The following is a 16,757-nucleotide window of genomic DNA, read 5'->3' as shown; positions in this document are numbered from 1 at the left end:
GGTCGCCCGGTCCAGCAGCTCGCCCAACGGCTTCTCCCCGCGCGTCCACTCGAGTCCTGCGACGTCCGAACAGGACAGTGCAGCTGGTCTGTCGGTGACCGACGGAACGACAGAGGGCCGCTCCCCCTTCGGGAAGCGGCCCTCATCAGGAGCGGCTCAGTCGAACAGTGCCGGCAAGGTGCCTTCCCACGCTTCGCGCAGCTCGTCGAGCGAGAACTCCGTGATGCCCTGGAGTTCGAGCGCACCGGACTCCGGGTCGACCACACCGGTCTTGCGCCACGGCAGGCCGCGGGCCGTGCACATCTCCGTGAAGCGCAGCTCCTCCGTGCGCGGCACCGCGACGAGCACGCGGCCCGAGGACTCCGAGAACAGCTGCACGAACGGGTCCTGGTCGCGGTCGAGGAAGACCCGCGCGCCGCACTGTCCGATGAGGACGGTCTCGACCAGCGCCTGGGCGAGGCCGCCGTCGGCGAGGTCGTGGGCCGCGGAGATCATGCCGTCGCGCGAGCCGGCGACGAGGATCTCGCCCAGGAGCTTCTCGCGGGCCAGATCCACGCGAGGCGGCACGCCGCCGAGGTGGCCGTGGAGCTCGCGGGCCCAGGCGGAGCCGTCGAGCTCGTCGTGGGTGTCGCCGAGCAGCAGGAGCGTCTCGCCGGCCTCCGCGCCGATGCCGGTGGGGATGCGGCGGGTGACGTCGTCGATCACTCCGAGCACGGCGATCACCGGCGTCGGCAAGATCGCCGTGTCGCCGGTCTGGTTGAAGAAGCTCACGTTGCCGCCCGTCACCGGGATGCCGAGCTCGACGCACGCGTCGGCCAGCCCGTGCACGGCCTGCTCGAACTGCCACATCACGGCCGGGTCGGTCGGGGCGCCGAAGTTCAGGCAGTCGGACACCGCGACCGGCGTCGCGCCGCCCGTGGCGACGTTGCGGTACGCCTCGGCCAGCGCGAGCTGCGCGCCGCGGTACGGGTCGAGGTACACGAACTTCGCGTTGCAGTCGGTGGCCACCGACACGCCGCGCCCGCTCGACTCGTCGATGCGGATCATGCCCGAGTCCGACGGCTGCGCGAGCACGGAGTTGCCGCGCACGTAGCGGTCGTACTGCGCCGTCACCCACTCCTTCGACGCCTGGTTCGGCGCCGCGATGAGCTTCAGCACGTCGGCCCGCAGCTCATCCGGCGTCGACGGCCGCGGCAACGAAGCCGAGGTGTCCGCGATCAGCGCGTCCTGGCTCGCCGGGCGCTGGATCGGCCGGTCGTAGACCGGGCCCTGGTGGGCGACGGTGTGGGCGGGGACGTCGACCACGACCTCGTCGTGCCAGGTGATCACGAGGTTGTCGCCGTCGGTGACCTCGCCGATGTCGGTGGCGATCACGTCCCACTTCGCGCACACGGCCATGAACGCCTCGACGTTCTCCGGCGCGACGACCGCGCACATGCGCTCCTGCGACTCGCTCGAGAGCACCTCGGCGGGCGTCATGCCGGTGGCGCGCAGCGGCACGCGGTCGAGGTAGACGTGCATCCCGCCGTCACCGGCGGCCGCGAGCTCCGACGTCGCGCAGGACAGCCCGGCACCGCCGAGGTCCTGGATGCCGACGACGAGCTTCTCCTTGAACAGGTCGAGGCAGCACTCGATGAGCACCTTCTCGGTGAACGGGTCGCCCACCTGCACGCTCGGCAGCTTCCGCCGGCCGGCCGCCGTCTCGTCGCCGGAGAACGTGTCGCTCGCCAGCACGGACACGCCGCCGATGCCGTCGAGGCCGGTGCGCGCGCCGAACAGGATGATCTTGTTGCCCGTGCCGGACGCGAACGCCAGGTGCAGGTCCTCGGTGCGCATGGCGCCCACGCACAGGGCGTTGACCAGCGGGTTTCCACTGTAGGAGGGGTCGAACACGAGCTCGCCGCCGATGTTCGGCAGGCCGAGGCAGTTGCCGTAGCCGCCGACGCCGGCGACCACGCCGGGTAGCACGCGCTTGGTGTCGGGCGCGTCGGCCGGCCCGAAACGCAGCGCGTCGGCCACCGCGAGCGGACGCGCACCCATGGCCATGATGTCGCGGACGATGCCGCCGACGCCCGTGGCCGCACCCTGGTAGGGCTCCACATAGGACGGGTGGTTGTGGCTCTCGACCTTGAAGGTGACCGCCCAGCCGTCGCCGATGTCGACCACGCCGGCGTTCTCGCCGATGCCCGCGAGCATCTTGGCCTTCATCTCGTCGGTGGCCGTCTCGCCGAAGTAGCGCAGGTGCTTCTTCGACGACTTGTACGAGCAGTGCTCGCTCCACATGACGGAGTACATCGCCAGTTCGGCCTCGGTGGGCCGGCGGCCGAGGATCTCGCGGATCCGGGCGTACTCGTCTTCGGCGAGGCCGAGCTCGACGTAGGGCTGCGAGAGGTCCGGGGTCGCGGTCGCGCGTTCGGTGGTGTCAACGGTGCTGGTCACGGTGTCCGTGTCAGGGTTCGCCACACCGTCAAGACTACGTGTCGGCCAGGTCACACCCGCAGGTGCCCGTATCGTTCGGGAGGGATAAATCAGTCGCGCGAGCTGCGTCGGCGCGCTTACCGTCGACTATCGTGCTCTCCGCCACATATCCCTTCGCCACGCCCCGGCTGCCTGCCCGGCCGACGGCCGGCCGCTACCTGCTCGCGGTGCTGCGCTCGCGCCCGTGGATGGTCGTGACGGCCGCGCTCACGGGTGCCTGCTGGTCGTTGCCGAGCGCGCTGCTGCCGCTGGTGATCGGCCGCGGCATCGACGCGATCGCGGCCGAGGACACGGGCGTGTTGTGGCAATGGGCGTTCATCGCCGCGGGTCTGGGGGTGTTGCAGGCCGGCTTCGGCACGTGGCTGCACTTCAACTCCTACGGCATGTGGCTGCACGGCGCGGGCACCACGCAGCGCCTGGTCACGGCGCACACGACGCGGCTTGGCGCCACCCTGCGCGAGGCGACGAGCACCGGCAACGTCGTGGCCGTCACGTCGTCGGACATCAACTGGATCGGCAACGCCTACGAGGTGATCGGCCGGACGGTCGGCTCGGTCGTGGCGTTCGTGGTGATCGGCCTGGCGATGCTGAGTTCGTCGCCGCTGCTCGGCGTGGTGGCGCTCGTCGGTGTGCCGCTGGCGGTGGTGGGCATCGGGCCGCTGCTGCGGCCGCTGCAGAAGCGCAAGACGGTGCAGCGCGAGAACCTGAGCGACGTCAACGCCCTGGGCGCCGACATCGTGTCCGGCCTGCGGATCCTGCGCGGGGTCGGCGGTGAGCGACGGTTCCTGAAGCGGTTCCGCGCCGCGAGCCAGCTCGTGCGCCGCTCGGGTGTCGAGGTCGGGCGCGCGGAGGCGTGGCTGGCCGCGGCGGCGATCGTGCTGCCGGGCCTGGTCACCGTGGCGATCACGTGGCTGGGTGCGCGGCTCGCGCTCGACGGCACGATCGGTGTGGGCGAGCTGGTGGCGTTCTACGGCGTCTCGGCGTTCCTGGTCGTGCCGGTGGACTCGGCGACGGAGGCCGTGGGCGCGGTGAGTTCCGGGCTCGTCGCGGCGCGCAAGGTGTGCGGCCTGCTGTCGCTGCAGCCGAAGCTGGCCGAACCGGAGTCCCCGGTACCGCTGCCCGCCGGGCCGTTGGAGCTGGTGGACACCGAGAGCGGCATCCGCGTCGAGCCGGGCAAGCTCACGGTCGTCGACCTGGGCGCCGAGGCGGAGGCGATCGCCCAGCGGATGGCGCGGTTCGCCGACGCGGCCGAAGGTGAGCGCGTGCTCGTCGGCGGTGTGCCGGCGGACCGGGTCGCGCTGGCCGAGCTGCGGGAGCGGGTCGTGTACGCGCACAACCAGGACCTGTGGTTCTCCGGCGTGCTGCGCGACCAGCTGGCGCCCGCGAAGCCCGGTGAGGTGAGCGTCGAAGAAGCCCTGTCCGCGGCCGATGCCGACGACATCATCGAGGCGCTGCCCCGGGGAGTCGACGAGCTGATCGGGGAGCGCGGGCGCGAGGTGTCGGGTGGGCAGCGGCAGCGGCTGAGCCTGGCGCGGGCGCTGGCGACCGACGCTGAAGTGCTGCTGCTCGACGAACCGACCTCGGCCGTCGACGCGCACACGGAGGCGCGGATCACGCAGCGCGTGGCCGAGCTGCGGCGGGGCCGCACGACGGTGGTGTTCAGTCAGAGTCCACTGTGGACGCATGTGGCCGACGAGGTCGTGAGTGAGAATGCGGTGACGGTGTGAAGCGGCTCCCCCTCGCGTCGAGGCGCGACGTGCGGCGCTGGGCAGTGCGCACGGCCGCCGAGCACCGGCGGGAGTTCTCGGTGATGCTCGGGCTGTTCTGCCTGGCGACGCTGATCGGGCTGGCCGGGCCGCAGCTGCTCGGCCTGCTCGTGCAGGGCGTGGTCGACGGCGGCAGCGGGACCCGCGTCGACCTGCTGGCGGCCGGGTTCGTCGTGGCGCTGGTGCTGCAGGCGTGGGCCAAGAAGGCGGCCCGGTTTCGCGGGCGGATGTTCGGCGAGCGCGTGCTCGCGCAGACGCGTGAACGGTTCGTCGCCAACTCGCTGAGCCTGCCGCTGGGCACGGTCGAGGCCGCCGGCACCGGCGACCTGCTCAGCCGCGCGACGAGCGACATCAGCCGGCTCGACCACGCCGTGCGCTTCGCGGCGCCGGAGATCCTGATCGCCGTGGTCACGGTGCTGCTGACCACGGCCGCGATGATCATCACGTCGCCGCTGCTGGCGTTGGCGCTGCTCGTGGCGCTGCCGCTGCTGGTACCGGTGAACGTCTGGTACCAGCGGCGGATCCCGACGCTGATGGCCTGGATGCTCGACCGCTGGGGCGACCTGCAGTCGGCCACGCACGAGACCGTGGAGGGCGCGCGCACCACCGAGGCGCTGAGCCTGACCGAACGCCGGGTGCGCGTCGGCCGGGACGCGCTGGACCAGGCGATCCTGGGCGAGCGGCGGATGCGGGCACTGCAGCTGCGGTGGCTGCCGTCGCTGGAGATCAGCTACGTGCTGCCGATCGCGGCGCTGCTGCTGATCGGCGTGTTCGCGTACTCGCACGGCTGGGCGGACCTGGGCACGATCACGACGATGCTCGCGTACGCGCAGGCCATGACGGCGCCGTTGAACGAGGCGCTGTTCTGGATGGAGGACCTGCAGGTGGCGCTGGCCGCCGCGCGCCGGATTCTCGGCGTACAGCCGGCGCCTTCGCGGGCTTCGGTTTCGGCCGCCCCGGCGGGCCGCGACATCGAGGTGCGCGACGTGCGCTTCGGGTACACGGCCGACCGCGAGGTGCTGCACGGCATCGACCTGGTCGTGCCACGCGGGGAGCGGCTGGCGATCGTCGGTCCGTCGGGTGCCGGGAAGTCGACCCTGGGACGTTTGCTGGCCGGGATCTCGGCGCCGTCGTCGGGATCGATCCTGGTGGGTGGCACGGAGGTGTCGTCCCTGGCGGAGGACGTGCTGCGCGGTGAGGTGCTGCTGCTGACGCAGGAGCACCACACGTTCTCCGGTTCCCTGCGGGAAAACCTGTCACTGCCGGCGCGGCAGGACGGCGGCGAGTGGACCGACGGCGAACTGCTGGCCGCGTTGTCGTCGGCCGGTGCTTCGACGTGGTTTTCGACGCTGCCGGACGGGCTGGACACCAAGCTGGGTTCGGGCGCGTACGCGGTTCCGGCGGCGCTGGCGCAGCAGCTGGCGCTGGCGCGCGTGGTGCTCGCGGACCCGCACACACTGGTGCTCGACGAGGCGACTTCGTTGCTGGACACGGGATCCGCCCGTGAGCTGGAGCGGTCGTTGAACGCGGTGCTGGCGGGGCGCACCGTCATCGCGATCGCGCACCGGCTGCACACAGCCGCGGCGGCGGACCGGGTCGCGGTCGTCGAGGGCGGACGGATCACGGAGCTGGGTTCGCACGCCGAGCTGATGGCCGCTTCGGGCCCGTACGCGCGGTTGGTGGCGGCGGCGTCGTAAGGCGGGTCCGCACTCGCGGCTCCCGCGTCGGCTGAACAATTCCGTTGTGGGCAAGCAGGTTCTGCCGGGACCATGCTTCCCGTGAGCAGCAGGTTGAGAGCCATTGCCGCGGAGACCGTCGCGATCGTCGAGCGCGGGTCGTACCGCGTGGGCGACGCCGAGGTCGTGATCCGGGAGCAAGTGGAGCACGCGCGCAAGGGCACCCGGCTGCACCTGCCCGACGAGCCCGCACGCCGTTCCGCGACCACGGTGACCCCGCGGATCGAGATCACCAATGAGTCGAGCCTCGACGCCGCGCGCCGGGTGGGCGACGACGTCGCGTGCCTGGTCTTCGCCTCGGCCCGCAACCCCGGCGGCGGTTTCCTCAACGGTGCCCAGGCGCAGGAGGAGGCGATCGCCCGCTGCTCGGCGCTGCACGCCTGTCTGCTCGAGGTCCCCGGCTTCTACGCCCACCACCGCGCCGACCCCGACCTGCGCTACACCGACCGCGTCATCCACTCACCGGCCGTCCCCGTCTTCCGCGACGACCGCGGCGCCCTCCTGCCCACGCCCTCCCCCGTCTCGTTCCTGACGGCGGCCGCTCCGAACCTGGGGGCGATCCGCCGCAACCAGCCACAGCACGAGGCCTCGGTCCCAGCCGTGCTGACACGGCGCGCCGCGCGCGTTGTGGCCCTCGCCGCGCACCACGGCCACCGCGCGCTCGTCCTCGGCGCCTGGGGCTGCGGCGTCTTCGAAAACGACCCGACGGTGGTGGCCGCCGCCTTCCGCCAGGCCCTCGCGGACCACCCGCACTTCGAGCGCGTCGTCTTCGCCGTGCTGGACAAGCGGGCCGGCGAACCGACCTACACCGCGTTCGCCCGTGAATTCAGCTGACCGCACGATGCACACCCGCACTCGGCACTCCAGAACGCGCGCACGGCACGTGTCAGCAGCCGCCCTGGTAGCTGCCGCCGCGCTCAGCAGCGCCTCGTGCAAGCGCGACAGCGACCTGCACCCGGTGCCACCCGTGACCGCCACCGTCTCGACTGTGGTCCCCGCCCGCTGACGCCCGCACCTCGCTGCGGGCTGAGCCGCGTCCTGCGCACGCGAAGGGGCGGTGCCGGAGCCGGCGCCGCCCCTTCAAAAGGCCGGAAAGAATCAGGCCTTAACCAGTGCGTCGACGGCGCTGAGGAACAGGCCGAGGCCGTCGTCGGACGGGCCGGTCAGGGCGTCGATCGCGTGTTCCGGGTGGGGCATGAGGCCGACGACGCGGCCGTTCTCGCTGCGGATGCCGGCGATGTCGTTGCGCGAGCCGTTGGGGTTGCCGTCCACGTAGCGGAACGCGACACGGCCCTCGGCCTCCAGCATGTCCAAAGTGGACTGGTCCGCCACGTAGCAGCCGTCGTTGTTCTTGAGCGGGATGAGGATCTCCGCGCCCTTGTCGTAGCGGCTGGTCCAGGCCGTGGTGTTGTCGTCGACCCGGAGCCACTGGTCGCGGCACACGAAGTGCAGGCCGACGTTGCGGATCATCGCGCCGGGTAGCAGGCCGGCTTCGCAGAGGATCTGGAAGCCGTTGCAGATGCCGAGCACCGGCATGCCCTTGCGGGCCGCGTCGATGACCGACTCCATCACCGGCGCGAAGCGCGCGATCACGCCGGCGCGCAGGTAATCGCCGTAGGAGAAGCCGCCGGGGACGACGACGGCGTCGACGCCGCGCAGGTCGGCGTCCGCGTGCCAGAGGGGCACGGCCTCGGCGTCGGCGTAGCGGATCGCACGGGTGGCGTCGCCGTCGTCGAGGGTGCCCGGGAAGGTGATGACCCCGATGCGCGCGCTCACGCGTCCACCCGCCGGATCGTCCACTGCTCGATCACGGGGTTCGCGAGAAAACCCTCGGCGATCTTGGCGAGCGTCTCGTCGTCGACGGTGTCGTCGACCTCGAGCTCGAAGTGCTTGCCCTGGCGCACTTCCGTGACGCCGGTGAACCCCAGCCGCGGCAGCGCGCGGGCCACCGCCTGGCCCTGCGGGTCGAGGATCTCGGGTTTCGGCATGACGTCGACGACGACTCGGGCCACGGCAGGCTGCTCCTTATTCACGCAGGTCGTGGGTACGTCCGCAGCGTACTTGACCGGCGGCGGCCGGCGCCCGTCCGGTGCCGGGGACAGCAGCGCAGGTCACAACTGGCCCGCACCGCGCGGCTGGAGGATGCTGCTCGCGGGGCCTTTCCCCGGCCCGCGTGCTGCGCCATGATGAGTCGTTGACAGCACGCCAACATGAGCAGCTGGAGGCATTGTGGCCGGTCAGGAGTCCTTCGACTACGTCATCGTCGGCGCGGGGAGCGCGGGGTGCGTGCTCGCGGCGCGGCTGAGCGAGGACCCGGCCGCCCAGGTGCTGCTGCTCGAGGCGGGCGGCGAGGACACCGCCGACGAGATCCACATCCCCGCCGCGTTCGCGTCGCTGTTCAAGACCAAGTGGGACTGGAACTACGAGACCGTCGAGCAGAAGCACACCGGCAAGCCCGCGTACTGGCCGCGCGGCAAGATGCTCGGCGGCTGCTCGTCGATCAACGCCATGATCTACATCCGCGGCAACCGCGCCGACTACGACGGCTGGCGCGATGCCCACGGCGCCACCGGCTGGGGCTGGGACGACGTGCTGCCGTACTTCAAGCGAGCCGAGGGCAACCAGCGCCTCGGCGGCCCGCTGCACGGCACCGACGGGCCGCTGCACGTCGAAGACCGCCGTTTCACCCACGAGCTGTCGAGCGCGTGGGTCGACAGCGCCGTGGCCTGGGGCTTGAAGCACACGGACGACTTCAACGGCGAGTCCCAGGAGGGCGCGGGCCTCTACCAGGTGACGTGCAAGCGCGGCCGCCGCTGGTCGACCGCCGACGCGTACCTGCGGCCCGCGTTGGACCGGCCCAACCTGACCGTCCACACCCACGCGCAGGCGACGCGGATCCTGTTCGAGGGGACGCGCGCCGTCGGCGTCGCCTACCTGCACAAGGGCGTCGAGGTAACGGCCCGCGCGAACGCCGAGGTGCTGCTCTCGGGTGGCGCGATCAACTCGCCGCAGCTGCTGATGCTCTCGGGCGTCGGTCCGGCGGAGCACCTGCGGGAGCGGGGCATCGATGTCGTCGCGGGCCTGCCGGGCGTCGGCGAGAACCTGCACGACCACCCGGCCGCCGGGATCATCTGGTCGACCAACGGCACCACCGACCTCGTCGACGCGGCGACGCCCGCCGGCCTCGTGCGCTGGCAGCTGACGCGCCGCGGGCCGCTGGCGTCGAACATCGGCGAGGCGGGCGCGTTCTACGAGACGCGCGACGGGATTTCGGCTCCTGACATGCAGATCCACGTCGCCCCCACGCTCTTCTACGACAACGGCCTGCGCGAACCGACCGTCCCGGGCTTCACCTCCGCGGCGACCCTCGTCGACGTCGCCAGCCGCGGCCGGCTCCGCCTCAAGTCCGCGAATCCCTTGTGGAAACCCGAGATCGACCCGGCCTACTACGCCGAGCCGATCGATCTCGAGACCATGAAGGCCGCGTTGCGCTCACTCATCGAGATCGGCAAGTCGGGCGCGCTCGCGCGCTTCCTGGACAAGCCCTTCCTGCCGGAAACCCACGACCTGTCCGACGACGCGTTGACGGAGCACCTGCGGGAGAACACCCAGACGCTCTACCACCCGGTCGGCACGTGCGCGATGGGCACGGACGAGCGCGCGGTCGTCGACCCGGCGCTGAAGGTGCGCGGGATCGACGGCCTGCGCGTCGTGGACGCCTCGGTCATGCCCGTCGTCCCGCGCGGCAACACCAACGCCCCGACGATCATGGTCGCCGAAAAGGCCGCCGACCTGATCCGCGGCCGGTCCGCATAGGCCGTCAGGTCGAGCCCAAGCCGGTGTCCGCAGCGTGGGTCCGACCCAGTCAGTTACCCCCAGCTTGGGTCGGACCCAGCGAGTCGTCCCCGCTTGGGTCCGAGCCAGTCAGTTACCCCCGCTTGGGTCGGACCCAGCGAGTCGCCCGCAGCCTGGGTCCGACCCAGCAAGTCGCCCCCAACATGGGTCCGACCCAGCAAGTTGTCCCCAGCCTGGGGTCGGACCCAGGCGAGCACCGGCTTGGGTCGGACCTAACCGACTTTCCGCAAGCTGTCCCGCGTGAGGTCGGCGAGGGTGGGGTAGCCGTCGACGGCCATGATCAGGTCGGTTTCGGCCAGGAGGGTGCGCAGGACGTGGACGGCGCCGTCCGCGCCACCGAGGGCGAGGCCCCACGCGTAGGGTCGCCCGACACCGACGGCGCGGGCGCCGAGGGCCAGCGCCTTGACCACGTCGGCCCCGGAGCGGATGCCCGAGTCGAACAGGACCGGGGTGTCGCCGGATACGTCGACGACCGAGGCAAGGCAGTCGAGGGCCGGGAGGCCGCCGTTGGCCTGGCGGCCGCCGTGGTTTGAGCAGTAGATGCCGTCGACGCCGCCGTCGATGGCGCGGCGGGCGTCGTCCGGGTGCTGGATGCCCTTCACGATCAGGGGCAGCTTCGTCAGCGACCGCAACCACGGCAGGTCGTCCCAGGTCAGCGGGTTGCCGAACAGCTGCGCCCACAGCCCGACCGCCGCCATGGGGTCGTCCTCGGGCGCCTTCCCCAGCAGCGAACGGAACACCGGGTCGGTGAAGTAGTTCGCGAGGCAGTGGCCGCGCAGCTGCGGGAAGTTGGCGGTGGACAGATCCCGCGGCCGCCACCCGGTGACCCACGTGTCGAGCGTGACCACGATGCCCTTGAACCCCGCCGCCTCCGCGCGCTGCACCAGAGACGCCGCCAGGTCGCGGTTCGTCGGCGTGTAGAGCTGGAAAAAGCCCGGCGTGTCCCCGAATTCCGGCACGATCCGCTCCATCGCGTCGACGGACAGCGTGGACGCGACCATCGGCACCCCCGTGCGCGCGGCGGCTTGAGCGGTCGCCAGATCGCCGTGGCCGTCCTGCGCGCAGAGGCCGATCACGCCCACCGGTGCCAGGAACAGCGGCGACGGCAGCTTGAGCCCGAACAGCTCCACCGACAGGTCACGGTCCTTCGCCCCGACGAACATCCGCGGCACCAGGCCCCAGCGCGAGAACGCTTCGACGTTGCCGCGCTGGGTGCGCTCGTCACCGGCCCCACCGGCCACATAGGACAGCACGGACGGCGGAAGTGCCTGCGCCGCACGGGCTTCGAGGTCGGCGTAGACCATCGGCATGGTCGGGACGCGGCCGGTGAGCCCGGCGAAGTAGATCTCGTTCTGGAAGTCGCCGTAGCGCGTCATGCGGGCTCTTTCTGGGTGCGGGACGCGCCCCGGAACCCCGGGTCGCGGCCTCGACCCTAGCGCTTGCCGTGCATGATCGTGATGAGCTTGGCGACCAGTGCGTCGGTGGATTCCTTGCGGCTGAACGAAGTAAGGGTCACCGGCGCGGTGAAGCGCTGCCGCGCGACGGCCTTGGTGCGCGCGAACTCGCGCAGCCCCTCCGGGCCGTGGATGCGGCCGAACCCGGAGTCGCCGACGCCCCCGAACGGCAGCGAAGCGATGCCGGCGAACGAGAGCGGCGCGTTGATCGACGTCATCCCGGTGCGCAGCTTCGAGGCGAGTTCGACACCGCGCGACTTGGAGAACACGGTGGAGCCGAGGCCGTAGGTGGTGGCGTTGGCCTTTTCGACGGCTTCGTCCATGTCGCGGACCTTGGCGATGGTCACCGTTGGGCCGAACGTCTCCTCGCGCACGGCCTCGGAGTCCTCCGGCACGTCGACCAGCACGGTGGGCTGGGCATAACGATCACCGACGCTGTCCACCCCGCCGAGCACCGCGCGTCCGCCGCGTTCGATGGCGTCGGCGATGTGCCGCCGGATCACCGCGAGCTGCGACGGCATGGTGACCGGGCCGTACTGCGCGTCCTCGTCGGAGCCGGCGCGCACGTCCTTGCTCTTCTCCAGCACCTTCGCGACGAACGCGTCGTGCACGCGCTCGTGGACGTACACGCGCTCGACGCCGATGCACGTCTGGCCGGAGTTGGAGAAGGCACCCCAGACGGTGGCGTCGGCGGCGGCGTCGAGGTTGGCGTCCGCGTCGACGAGCACCGGGTCCTTGCCGCCGGCCTCGATCACGACCGGGGTGAGCGTGTTCGCGGCGGCGGCCATGATCTTCTTGCCCGTCGCGGTCGACCCGGTGAAGGCGATCTTGTCGACGCCCGACGTGACCAGCGCGCCGCCCGTCTCGCCGAAGCCGGTGACCAGTTGCAGCACCGGCTGCTCCGGCACGATCTCGGCGAACGCATCGACCAGCCACTTCCCGACGCCCGGCGTGTACTCGCTGGGCTTGAAGACCACGGCGTTGCCGGCGGCCAGCGCGTACGTGATCGAGCCGAGCGGTGTGTACACGGGGTAGTTCCACGGGCCGATCACGCCGACCACGCCGAGTGGGCGGTACTCGACCGTCGCGGCCTGGTTCGACATCAGCAGCCCGGCCGAGCGGCGCTGCCGGCCGAGGTACTTGCGCGCGTGCTTCGCGGCCCACGCGATGTGCTCGATGGCGAGGACGCTTTCGAGCTGTGCGTCGGCGATCGGTTTGCCCGTCTCGTCGCGCACCACCTGGCACAGCTGCGGGAGCCGCCGCGTGAGCACGCCCTTCCACTGCCGCAACCGGTCGGCGCGCCCCGCGAAGCCCAGCCCGTCCCACCACCCGGCCGCCACGCGTGCGCGGTCGACCGCCGCGCGCACGTCCGCGGCGGTGTGCACCGGGTACGTGCCCACGACCTCGTCGGTCGCCGGGCTCAGCGAATCGAAGGTCTCCCCGACCGAGGTCGGGTTCGGCTGGACGGCGGTCATCGGCGTCTCCCCTGCTCTTCGGCGTTGTTCTTCAGGCTACGAGGTTGCTGACGCAGTGCCAATAGTCGCCCGAGACTCCGCGTCAGCATCGCACCGGCGGCCACCTGGGCGAAAGGGGTTCCGGAGCCACCCGATCGTGATCGCGGCAGCCGCAACGCCGGGCAGCGGTGCCAGCCACAGCGGCAGGACCCCGATGGCCAGCGATCCCAGCCCGTACCCGCACGACTGGACCGTGAACGACACCGAAAACCCCTCCGACCGGCGGTTCTCGGGAAGGAGACGCTGGATGCGGACGGACGCGATCGTCACGAGCGGTCCCGTCGCGGCGCCGACAAGCACGACGCCGGTGATCAAGCCCGCCCAGCCGAGGTTCGCCGCGACGAGCGCGCCGCCGGCGACGAACGCGGTGAGGAAGAGCCGGGGACCGCCGCGGCCACGCCACGCGTAGACCGCGCTGCCGGCGATGCTTGCGCCGCAGAGCACGGCCACGACCACGGGCGCCGCGGCCGCGGGCGCGCCGAGGCACTGGACCAGGGGCAGGGGCGCGACCTCGATCGTGGACAGCAGCAGGCCGACGGTGAACTGGCAGGCCAGCCAGGGCAGGCAGGCGACGAGGGGCACTTTCACTCTGGTGGTGGCGCGGTCCGCTGTCCGCTTCGGCACGAGCACGGCCGCCCCGGCGCCCGCGGCGGCCATCGCGAACAACGGCGCGAGGGGACCGGTGAGGACGAGCGCCCCCACGAGGAGCGGCCCGGCCACCAGCACGCCGTCGAGGAGCATCGCGTCCACCGCGATGGCCCGGGTGAGCTGGTCGGGGCGCACGACCGTGGCCAGCAGGGAGCGGAAGCCACCCGAGAGCCCGCCGCCCGCGAGCCCCGGCAGGACCACGAGGGCGAGCAGCACCGGTCCGCTCGCGCCACTCGCCGCCGCGAGGGCCAGGCCGGCCGTTCCCGCGGCGACCAGCACGAGCAACACCCGCAGCCCGCGCGCCGCACCGACGCGATCCAGCACCCGCCCGACCGGCACGGCACCCGCCATCTCCGCGACGGCGTAGACCGCCATCAGGACCCCGCCGAGCCGGTACGACCCGGTCACCGCTGTGGTCAGCGACGTGAACGCCAGCGGCGCCATCGCGGTCGGCAGCCGCGCGAGCTGCACCCCGGCTGACCAGCGCCAATACGTGGTGGTGAGCATGCGTTCGACCTTCGCCGGGCGGGGGTGTTCGGATAGTGATTCGGTTGTGCCCGAATGTTCGGCGGCTGAAGGCTTGGTGTCCGCTGTGAGGTCTTGCCGGCACTTTCGTACCCGCCAGCGGCTGATGCTCCGGCGGTCTTCGACATCTCGCCGGCGGCTGTCGTAGGGGTCGCCAGCGTCCTGAGTGCGTTGAACAGGACTTTTGAGCGCTCGCCCGAAGTGGCCCACAGGCCGGCCAAGGTGTGGACTACTCGGCTCTCAGCGGCCCATTTCGCCGGTTTGGTCGGACACGCCGGTGGAACGGAACGAGGGCGCCCTTTTGGAGGGCAGGGTTCCGGCAGCGTCGTGTGGTTCCCGCGGCTGCCGGACACCTGTGGTCGTCACCGCCGACGCCGTGCACACCACCGCCCACAACCGGCACGCCCGCAGCGTCTACTACGTGTTCGCCGTGCAAAACCAGCACCGCTCCACCGGCTGCTCGAGACCCTGCCCAGACACGAGATTCCCACCACACCAGCCACAACCGTGGCCACGGCCGCCGCGAACAAAACACCACCCAGCTCGCGCCTCGGGTGGGTTCCGCGGCCACCCGATCGTTTCCCCCAGGCAACCCCAGGCGTCGTGCATCCAGTGCCAGCCATCCAGGCCACCAGCGGAAACACACCACCCACGCGGCACTCGGCCGCACCAGCGTCACCGGTGCCTGGGCGCATCCCGCCCGCATCGCACACCACGTCCGCCGCCACTGGCACATCCCGGCGCGGGCTCTGGGGTCCTCGATGTAGGTGACGTCGCGGACCCAGTGGAGTTTGACCCGAGAGGGGCTGCCATTGCTCCACAGCGCGTCACCTGCTCGTCGCCGTCACGAGCGGGCCCGTTTCTCGGGCAACGCCAGGTGCCGCACCGCCCGCGACGCCAAAAGCCCTCGCCCTGCTCGGAACACCACCCGGCTTTGCCCGCACCCTGCGTCTCGGAGGCTGGGGGCCGGTCTCCCACCGGGACCGTTTCCCGCAAGAGCAGTTCTCCGGTCCCAGGGCTATTCCCCCATCAGGGCCGCTCGGCGCGGGTGCACGCCGTCGGTGCGGATGCGGCCCGACGGGCAGCGCGCGAGGGCGAAGCCGCCGCGATGGCCGGCGCCCGGTCATTCGGCTAAACCCGAATCCATGCTCGAGCTCGTGCTCAGTCCCGCCGGGTTGTGGTTCGCCGGGTCGCCGCTGGAGGAGGCGGTGGGCGTGGTGCGGGTGGCGCTGGGCAGGCGGCGGTTGCCCGGGGCGGCCGAGTGGCTGCACGGCCCGAGGCCGGCCGTGCCGGAGCTCGAGGCGGTGCTCGGGGCGCGTCACTACCTCACCGAGTTCCTCAGCCCGCCGCCCGAGTCGGCCGAGACCACGGTGGAGGAGCAGCTCGGGGTGGTCCGCCGGACGCCGCCGGAGCAGGTGGCGCTGGAGCTGGGGATGGTGGACGCCGACCTCGGGGTGCTGCCGCGGGATCCCGAACGGGCGCGGGACCTGCTGGCCGACCAGTTGGAGGCCGTCTGGCGCGCGAGCGTCGAACCGCACTGGGCGCGGCTGCACGAGGTCATCGCGGGCGACATCGCGTACCGCACGCAGGTGCTGGGCGAGCACGGCGTCCGGCGGGTGTTCGAGACACTGCACCCGCAGATCCGCGTCGCCGGGGACACGGTGCTGGTCGACGTAGCGGCGCGGGAGCGGTTGACGCTGGACGACCGGGGGTTGCTGCTCGTGCCGAGCGTGTTCGCCTGGCCGTCGGTGGGAGTCGTGGCGGTGCCGCCGTGGCAGCCGACGGTGTTGTACCCCGCGCGAGGCGTGGCCGCGCTGTGGACGGAGCCCGCGCTGGCGCCCGAAGCGCTGGCCGCCGTGGTGGGCCGGACGAAGGCGATCTTGCTCACCGCCCTGGACCGGCCGGCGGCCACGACGGAGCTCGCACAGCGGCTCGGGCTGGCCAAGGCGACCGTTTCCGCGCACCTCACGGCGCTGCGAGCAGCGGGATTGGCGACGGCGACGCGCCGCGGGCACCGGGTGCTCTACCGGCGGACCGAGCTTGGCGACGCGCTGTGGGCGGGCATAGGGTGAATGTGACCACGTGTGAAGGAGAATCCTGATGCGGATCGTCCATTTCGGACATGCCTGCGTGCTGCTGGAGACCGATGCCGAACGGATCCTGATCGACCCGGGCGCGTTCTCCACCGATTTCGAGGGCGAACGCGAGCTGTCCGCCGTCCTCATCACCCACCAGCACTTCGACCACATCGACGGCGAACGCCTGCCGAAGCTGCTGGCGGCGAACCCGGACGCCAAGCTGATCGTCGACCCGGGGTCGGTCGAGACCGTGCAGAAGCTGAACTTTCAGTACGAAGTCGCGAACCCCGGTGACGCCTTCGAGATCGGGGGCACTGCGGTCAACGTCGTCGGCGGCGAGCACGCCGTGATCCACAGCGACATCCCGGTGATCCCGAACATCGGTTACATCCTCGACCACGGCGCCTTCTACCACCCGGGCGACTCGTTCTTCGTGCCGGAGCAGAAGATCGACGTGCTCGGCCTGCCGACGGGTGCGCCGTGGCTCAAGGCCGGCGAGGCCGTGGACTTCCTGCGCGCCGTCGCGCCGCGCAAGTCCGTGCCGATCCACGAAGCAGTGCTCTCGAGCCCGGCCCTGCACTACGGGCTGTTCGAAAGCCTGGCGCCGCAGGGCACCGAGGTGCAGGTCGTGGAGCGCGGCGTCGCCACGCAGCTGTGACGAACCCCGGGGTGGCCGCCCCCGCGGCCACCCCGGGAGCCGGTC

General features: G+C 71.6%; 12 protein-coding genes. 6 read left to right on the top strand and 6 right to left on the bottom strand.

The genetic code is table 11. From position 1 onward, the window contains the following. Window positions 1-156: 156 nt before the first annotated feature. Entirely contained in the window at window positions 157-2,439 is a 2,283-nt protein-coding gene (purL, locus tag I6J71_RS46335; RefSeq protein ID WP_204092653.1) for a phosphoribosylformylglycinamidine synthase subunit PurL, read from the bottom strand. 131 nt (window positions 2,440-2,570) lie between these two features. Here purL and I6J71_RS46330 point away from each other — a divergent pair, with 131 nt between their 5' ends. The 3 genes from I6J71_RS46330 to I6J71_RS46320 all read left to right on the top strand — a co-directional run bounded on the left by I6J71_RS46330 (window position 2,571) and on the right by I6J71_RS46320 (window position 6,814). Continuing rightward, window positions 2,571-4,205: an ABC transporter ATP-binding protein gene (locus I6J71_RS46330; protein WP_204092652.1), complete on the top strand. Its 1,635-nt coding sequence runs from the start codon at window positions 2,571-2,573 to the stop codon at window positions 4,203-4,205. Further along, window positions 4,202-5,941, top strand: coding sequence for an ABC transporter ATP-binding protein (locus I6J71_RS46325; protein WP_204092651.1), 1,740 nt, complete (start codon window positions 4,202-4,204; stop codon window positions 5,939-5,941). Before I6J71_RS46330 ends, I6J71_RS46325 begins: the two co-directional genes overlap by 4 nt. A gap of 81 nt (window positions 5,942-6,022) precedes the next feature. Next, the gene (locus I6J71_RS46320; RefSeq protein WP_204092650.1) at window positions 6,023-6,814 is read left to right on the top strand and encodes a TIGR02452 family protein; all 792 of its coding nucleotides are present in this window, start codon (window positions 6,023-6,025) and stop codon (window positions 6,812-6,814) included. A gap of 264 nt (window positions 6,815-7,078) precedes the next feature. On the opposite strand, the gene purQ is transcribed toward I6J71_RS46320, so the two are convergent. Together purQ and purS are read right to left on the bottom strand one after the other, a co-directional pair. Continuing rightward, window positions 7,079-7,756 carry a phosphoribosylformylglycinamidine synthase subunit PurQ gene (gene purQ / locus I6J71_RS46315; RefSeq protein ID WP_204092649.1) on the bottom strand — a complete coding sequence of 226 codons (678 nt, stop codon included), beginning with the start codon at window positions 7,754-7,756 and terminating at the stop codon, window positions 7,079-7,081. Next, window positions 7,753-7,992: a phosphoribosylformylglycinamidine synthase subunit PurS gene (purS, locus tag I6J71_RS46310; RefSeq protein ID WP_204092648.1), complete on the bottom strand. Its 240-nt coding sequence runs from the start codon at window positions 7,990-7,992 to the stop codon at window positions 7,753-7,755. Before purS ends, purQ begins: the two co-directional genes overlap by 4 nt. 217 nt (window positions 7,993-8,209) lie before the next feature. On the opposite strand from purS, the gene I6J71_RS46305 reads away from it, so the two are divergent. Further along, on the top strand, window positions 8,210-9,796 hold the full coding sequence (locus I6J71_RS46305) for a GMC family oxidoreductase (RefSeq protein ID WP_204092647.1): 1,587 nt from the start codon (window positions 8,210-8,212) through the stop codon (window positions 9,794-9,796). 251 nt (window positions 9,797-10,047) lie between these two features. Here the strand turns inward: I6J71_RS46305 and I6J71_RS46300 are convergent, their stop codons facing one another. Genes I6J71_RS46300 through I6J71_RS46290 form a run of 3 tightly spaced genes read right to left on the bottom strand, consistent with a single transcriptional unit; the run spans window position 10,048 to window position 13,958 of the window. Next, window positions 10,048-11,211 carry a lactate 2-monooxygenase gene (locus tag I6J71_RS46300; RefSeq protein WP_204092646.1) on the bottom strand — a complete coding sequence of 388 codons (1,164 nt, stop codon included), beginning with the start codon at window positions 11,209-11,211 and terminating at the stop codon, window positions 10,048-10,050. Window positions 11,212-11,267: 56 nt separating this feature from the next. Beyond that, window positions 11,268-12,764, bottom strand: a complete 1,497-nt coding sequence (locus tag I6J71_RS46295) for an aldehyde dehydrogenase family protein (protein ID WP_204092645.1) — start codon at window positions 12,762-12,764, stop codon at window positions 11,268-11,270. Between the two features lie 36 nt (window positions 12,765-12,800). Then, window positions 12,801-13,958, bottom strand: coding sequence for an MFS transporter (locus tag I6J71_RS46290; RefSeq protein WP_239154301.1), 1,158 nt, complete (start codon window positions 13,956-13,958; stop codon window positions 12,801-12,803). 1,163 nt (window positions 13,959-15,121) lie between these two features. On the opposite strand from I6J71_RS46290, the gene I6J71_RS46285 reads away from it, so the two are divergent. Next, a complete protein-coding gene (locus I6J71_RS46285; RefSeq protein ID WP_204092644.1) occupies window positions 15,122-16,048 on the top strand; it encodes a DUF5937 family protein in 927 nt (308 codons plus the stop codon). 28 nt (window positions 16,049-16,076) lie between these two features. After that, window positions 16,077-16,712, top strand: coding sequence for an MBL fold metallo-hydrolase (locus tag I6J71_RS46280; RefSeq protein ID WP_204092643.1), 636 nt, complete (start codon window positions 16,077-16,079; stop codon window positions 16,710-16,712). The last annotated feature ends 45 nt before the right edge of the window (window positions 16,713-16,757 follow it).

This window comes from Amycolatopsis sp. FDAARGOS 1241, from assembly GCF_016889705.1.
In the GTDB taxonomy this organism is placed as follows: Bacteria; Actinomycetota; Actinomycetes; order Mycobacteriales; family Pseudonocardiaceae; genus Amycolatopsis.
This window is presented reverse-complemented; position numbering and strand designations above follow the sequence as displayed.

Coding starts and splice junctions, on each gene's coding strand:
- I6J71_RS46300 (WP_204092646.1), bottom strand. CDS start 11,211: ATGACGCGCTACGGCGACTTCCAGAACGAGATCTACTTCGCCGGGCTC.
- I6J71_RS46295 (WP_204092645.1), bottom strand. CDS start 12,764: ATGACCGCCGTCCAGCCGAACCCGACCTCGGTCGGGGAGACCTTCGAT.
- I6J71_RS46290 (WP_239154301.1), bottom strand. CDS start 13,958: ATGCTCACCACCACGTATTGGCGCTGGTCAGCCGGGGTGCAGCTCGCG.
- I6J71_RS46285 (WP_204092644.1), top strand. CDS start 15,122: ATGCTCGAGCTCGTGCTCAGTCCCGCCGGGTTGTGGTTCGCCGGGTCG.
- I6J71_RS46280 (WP_204092643.1), top strand. CDS start 16,077: ATGCGGATCGTCCATTTCGGACATGCCTGCGTGCTGCTGGAGACCGAT.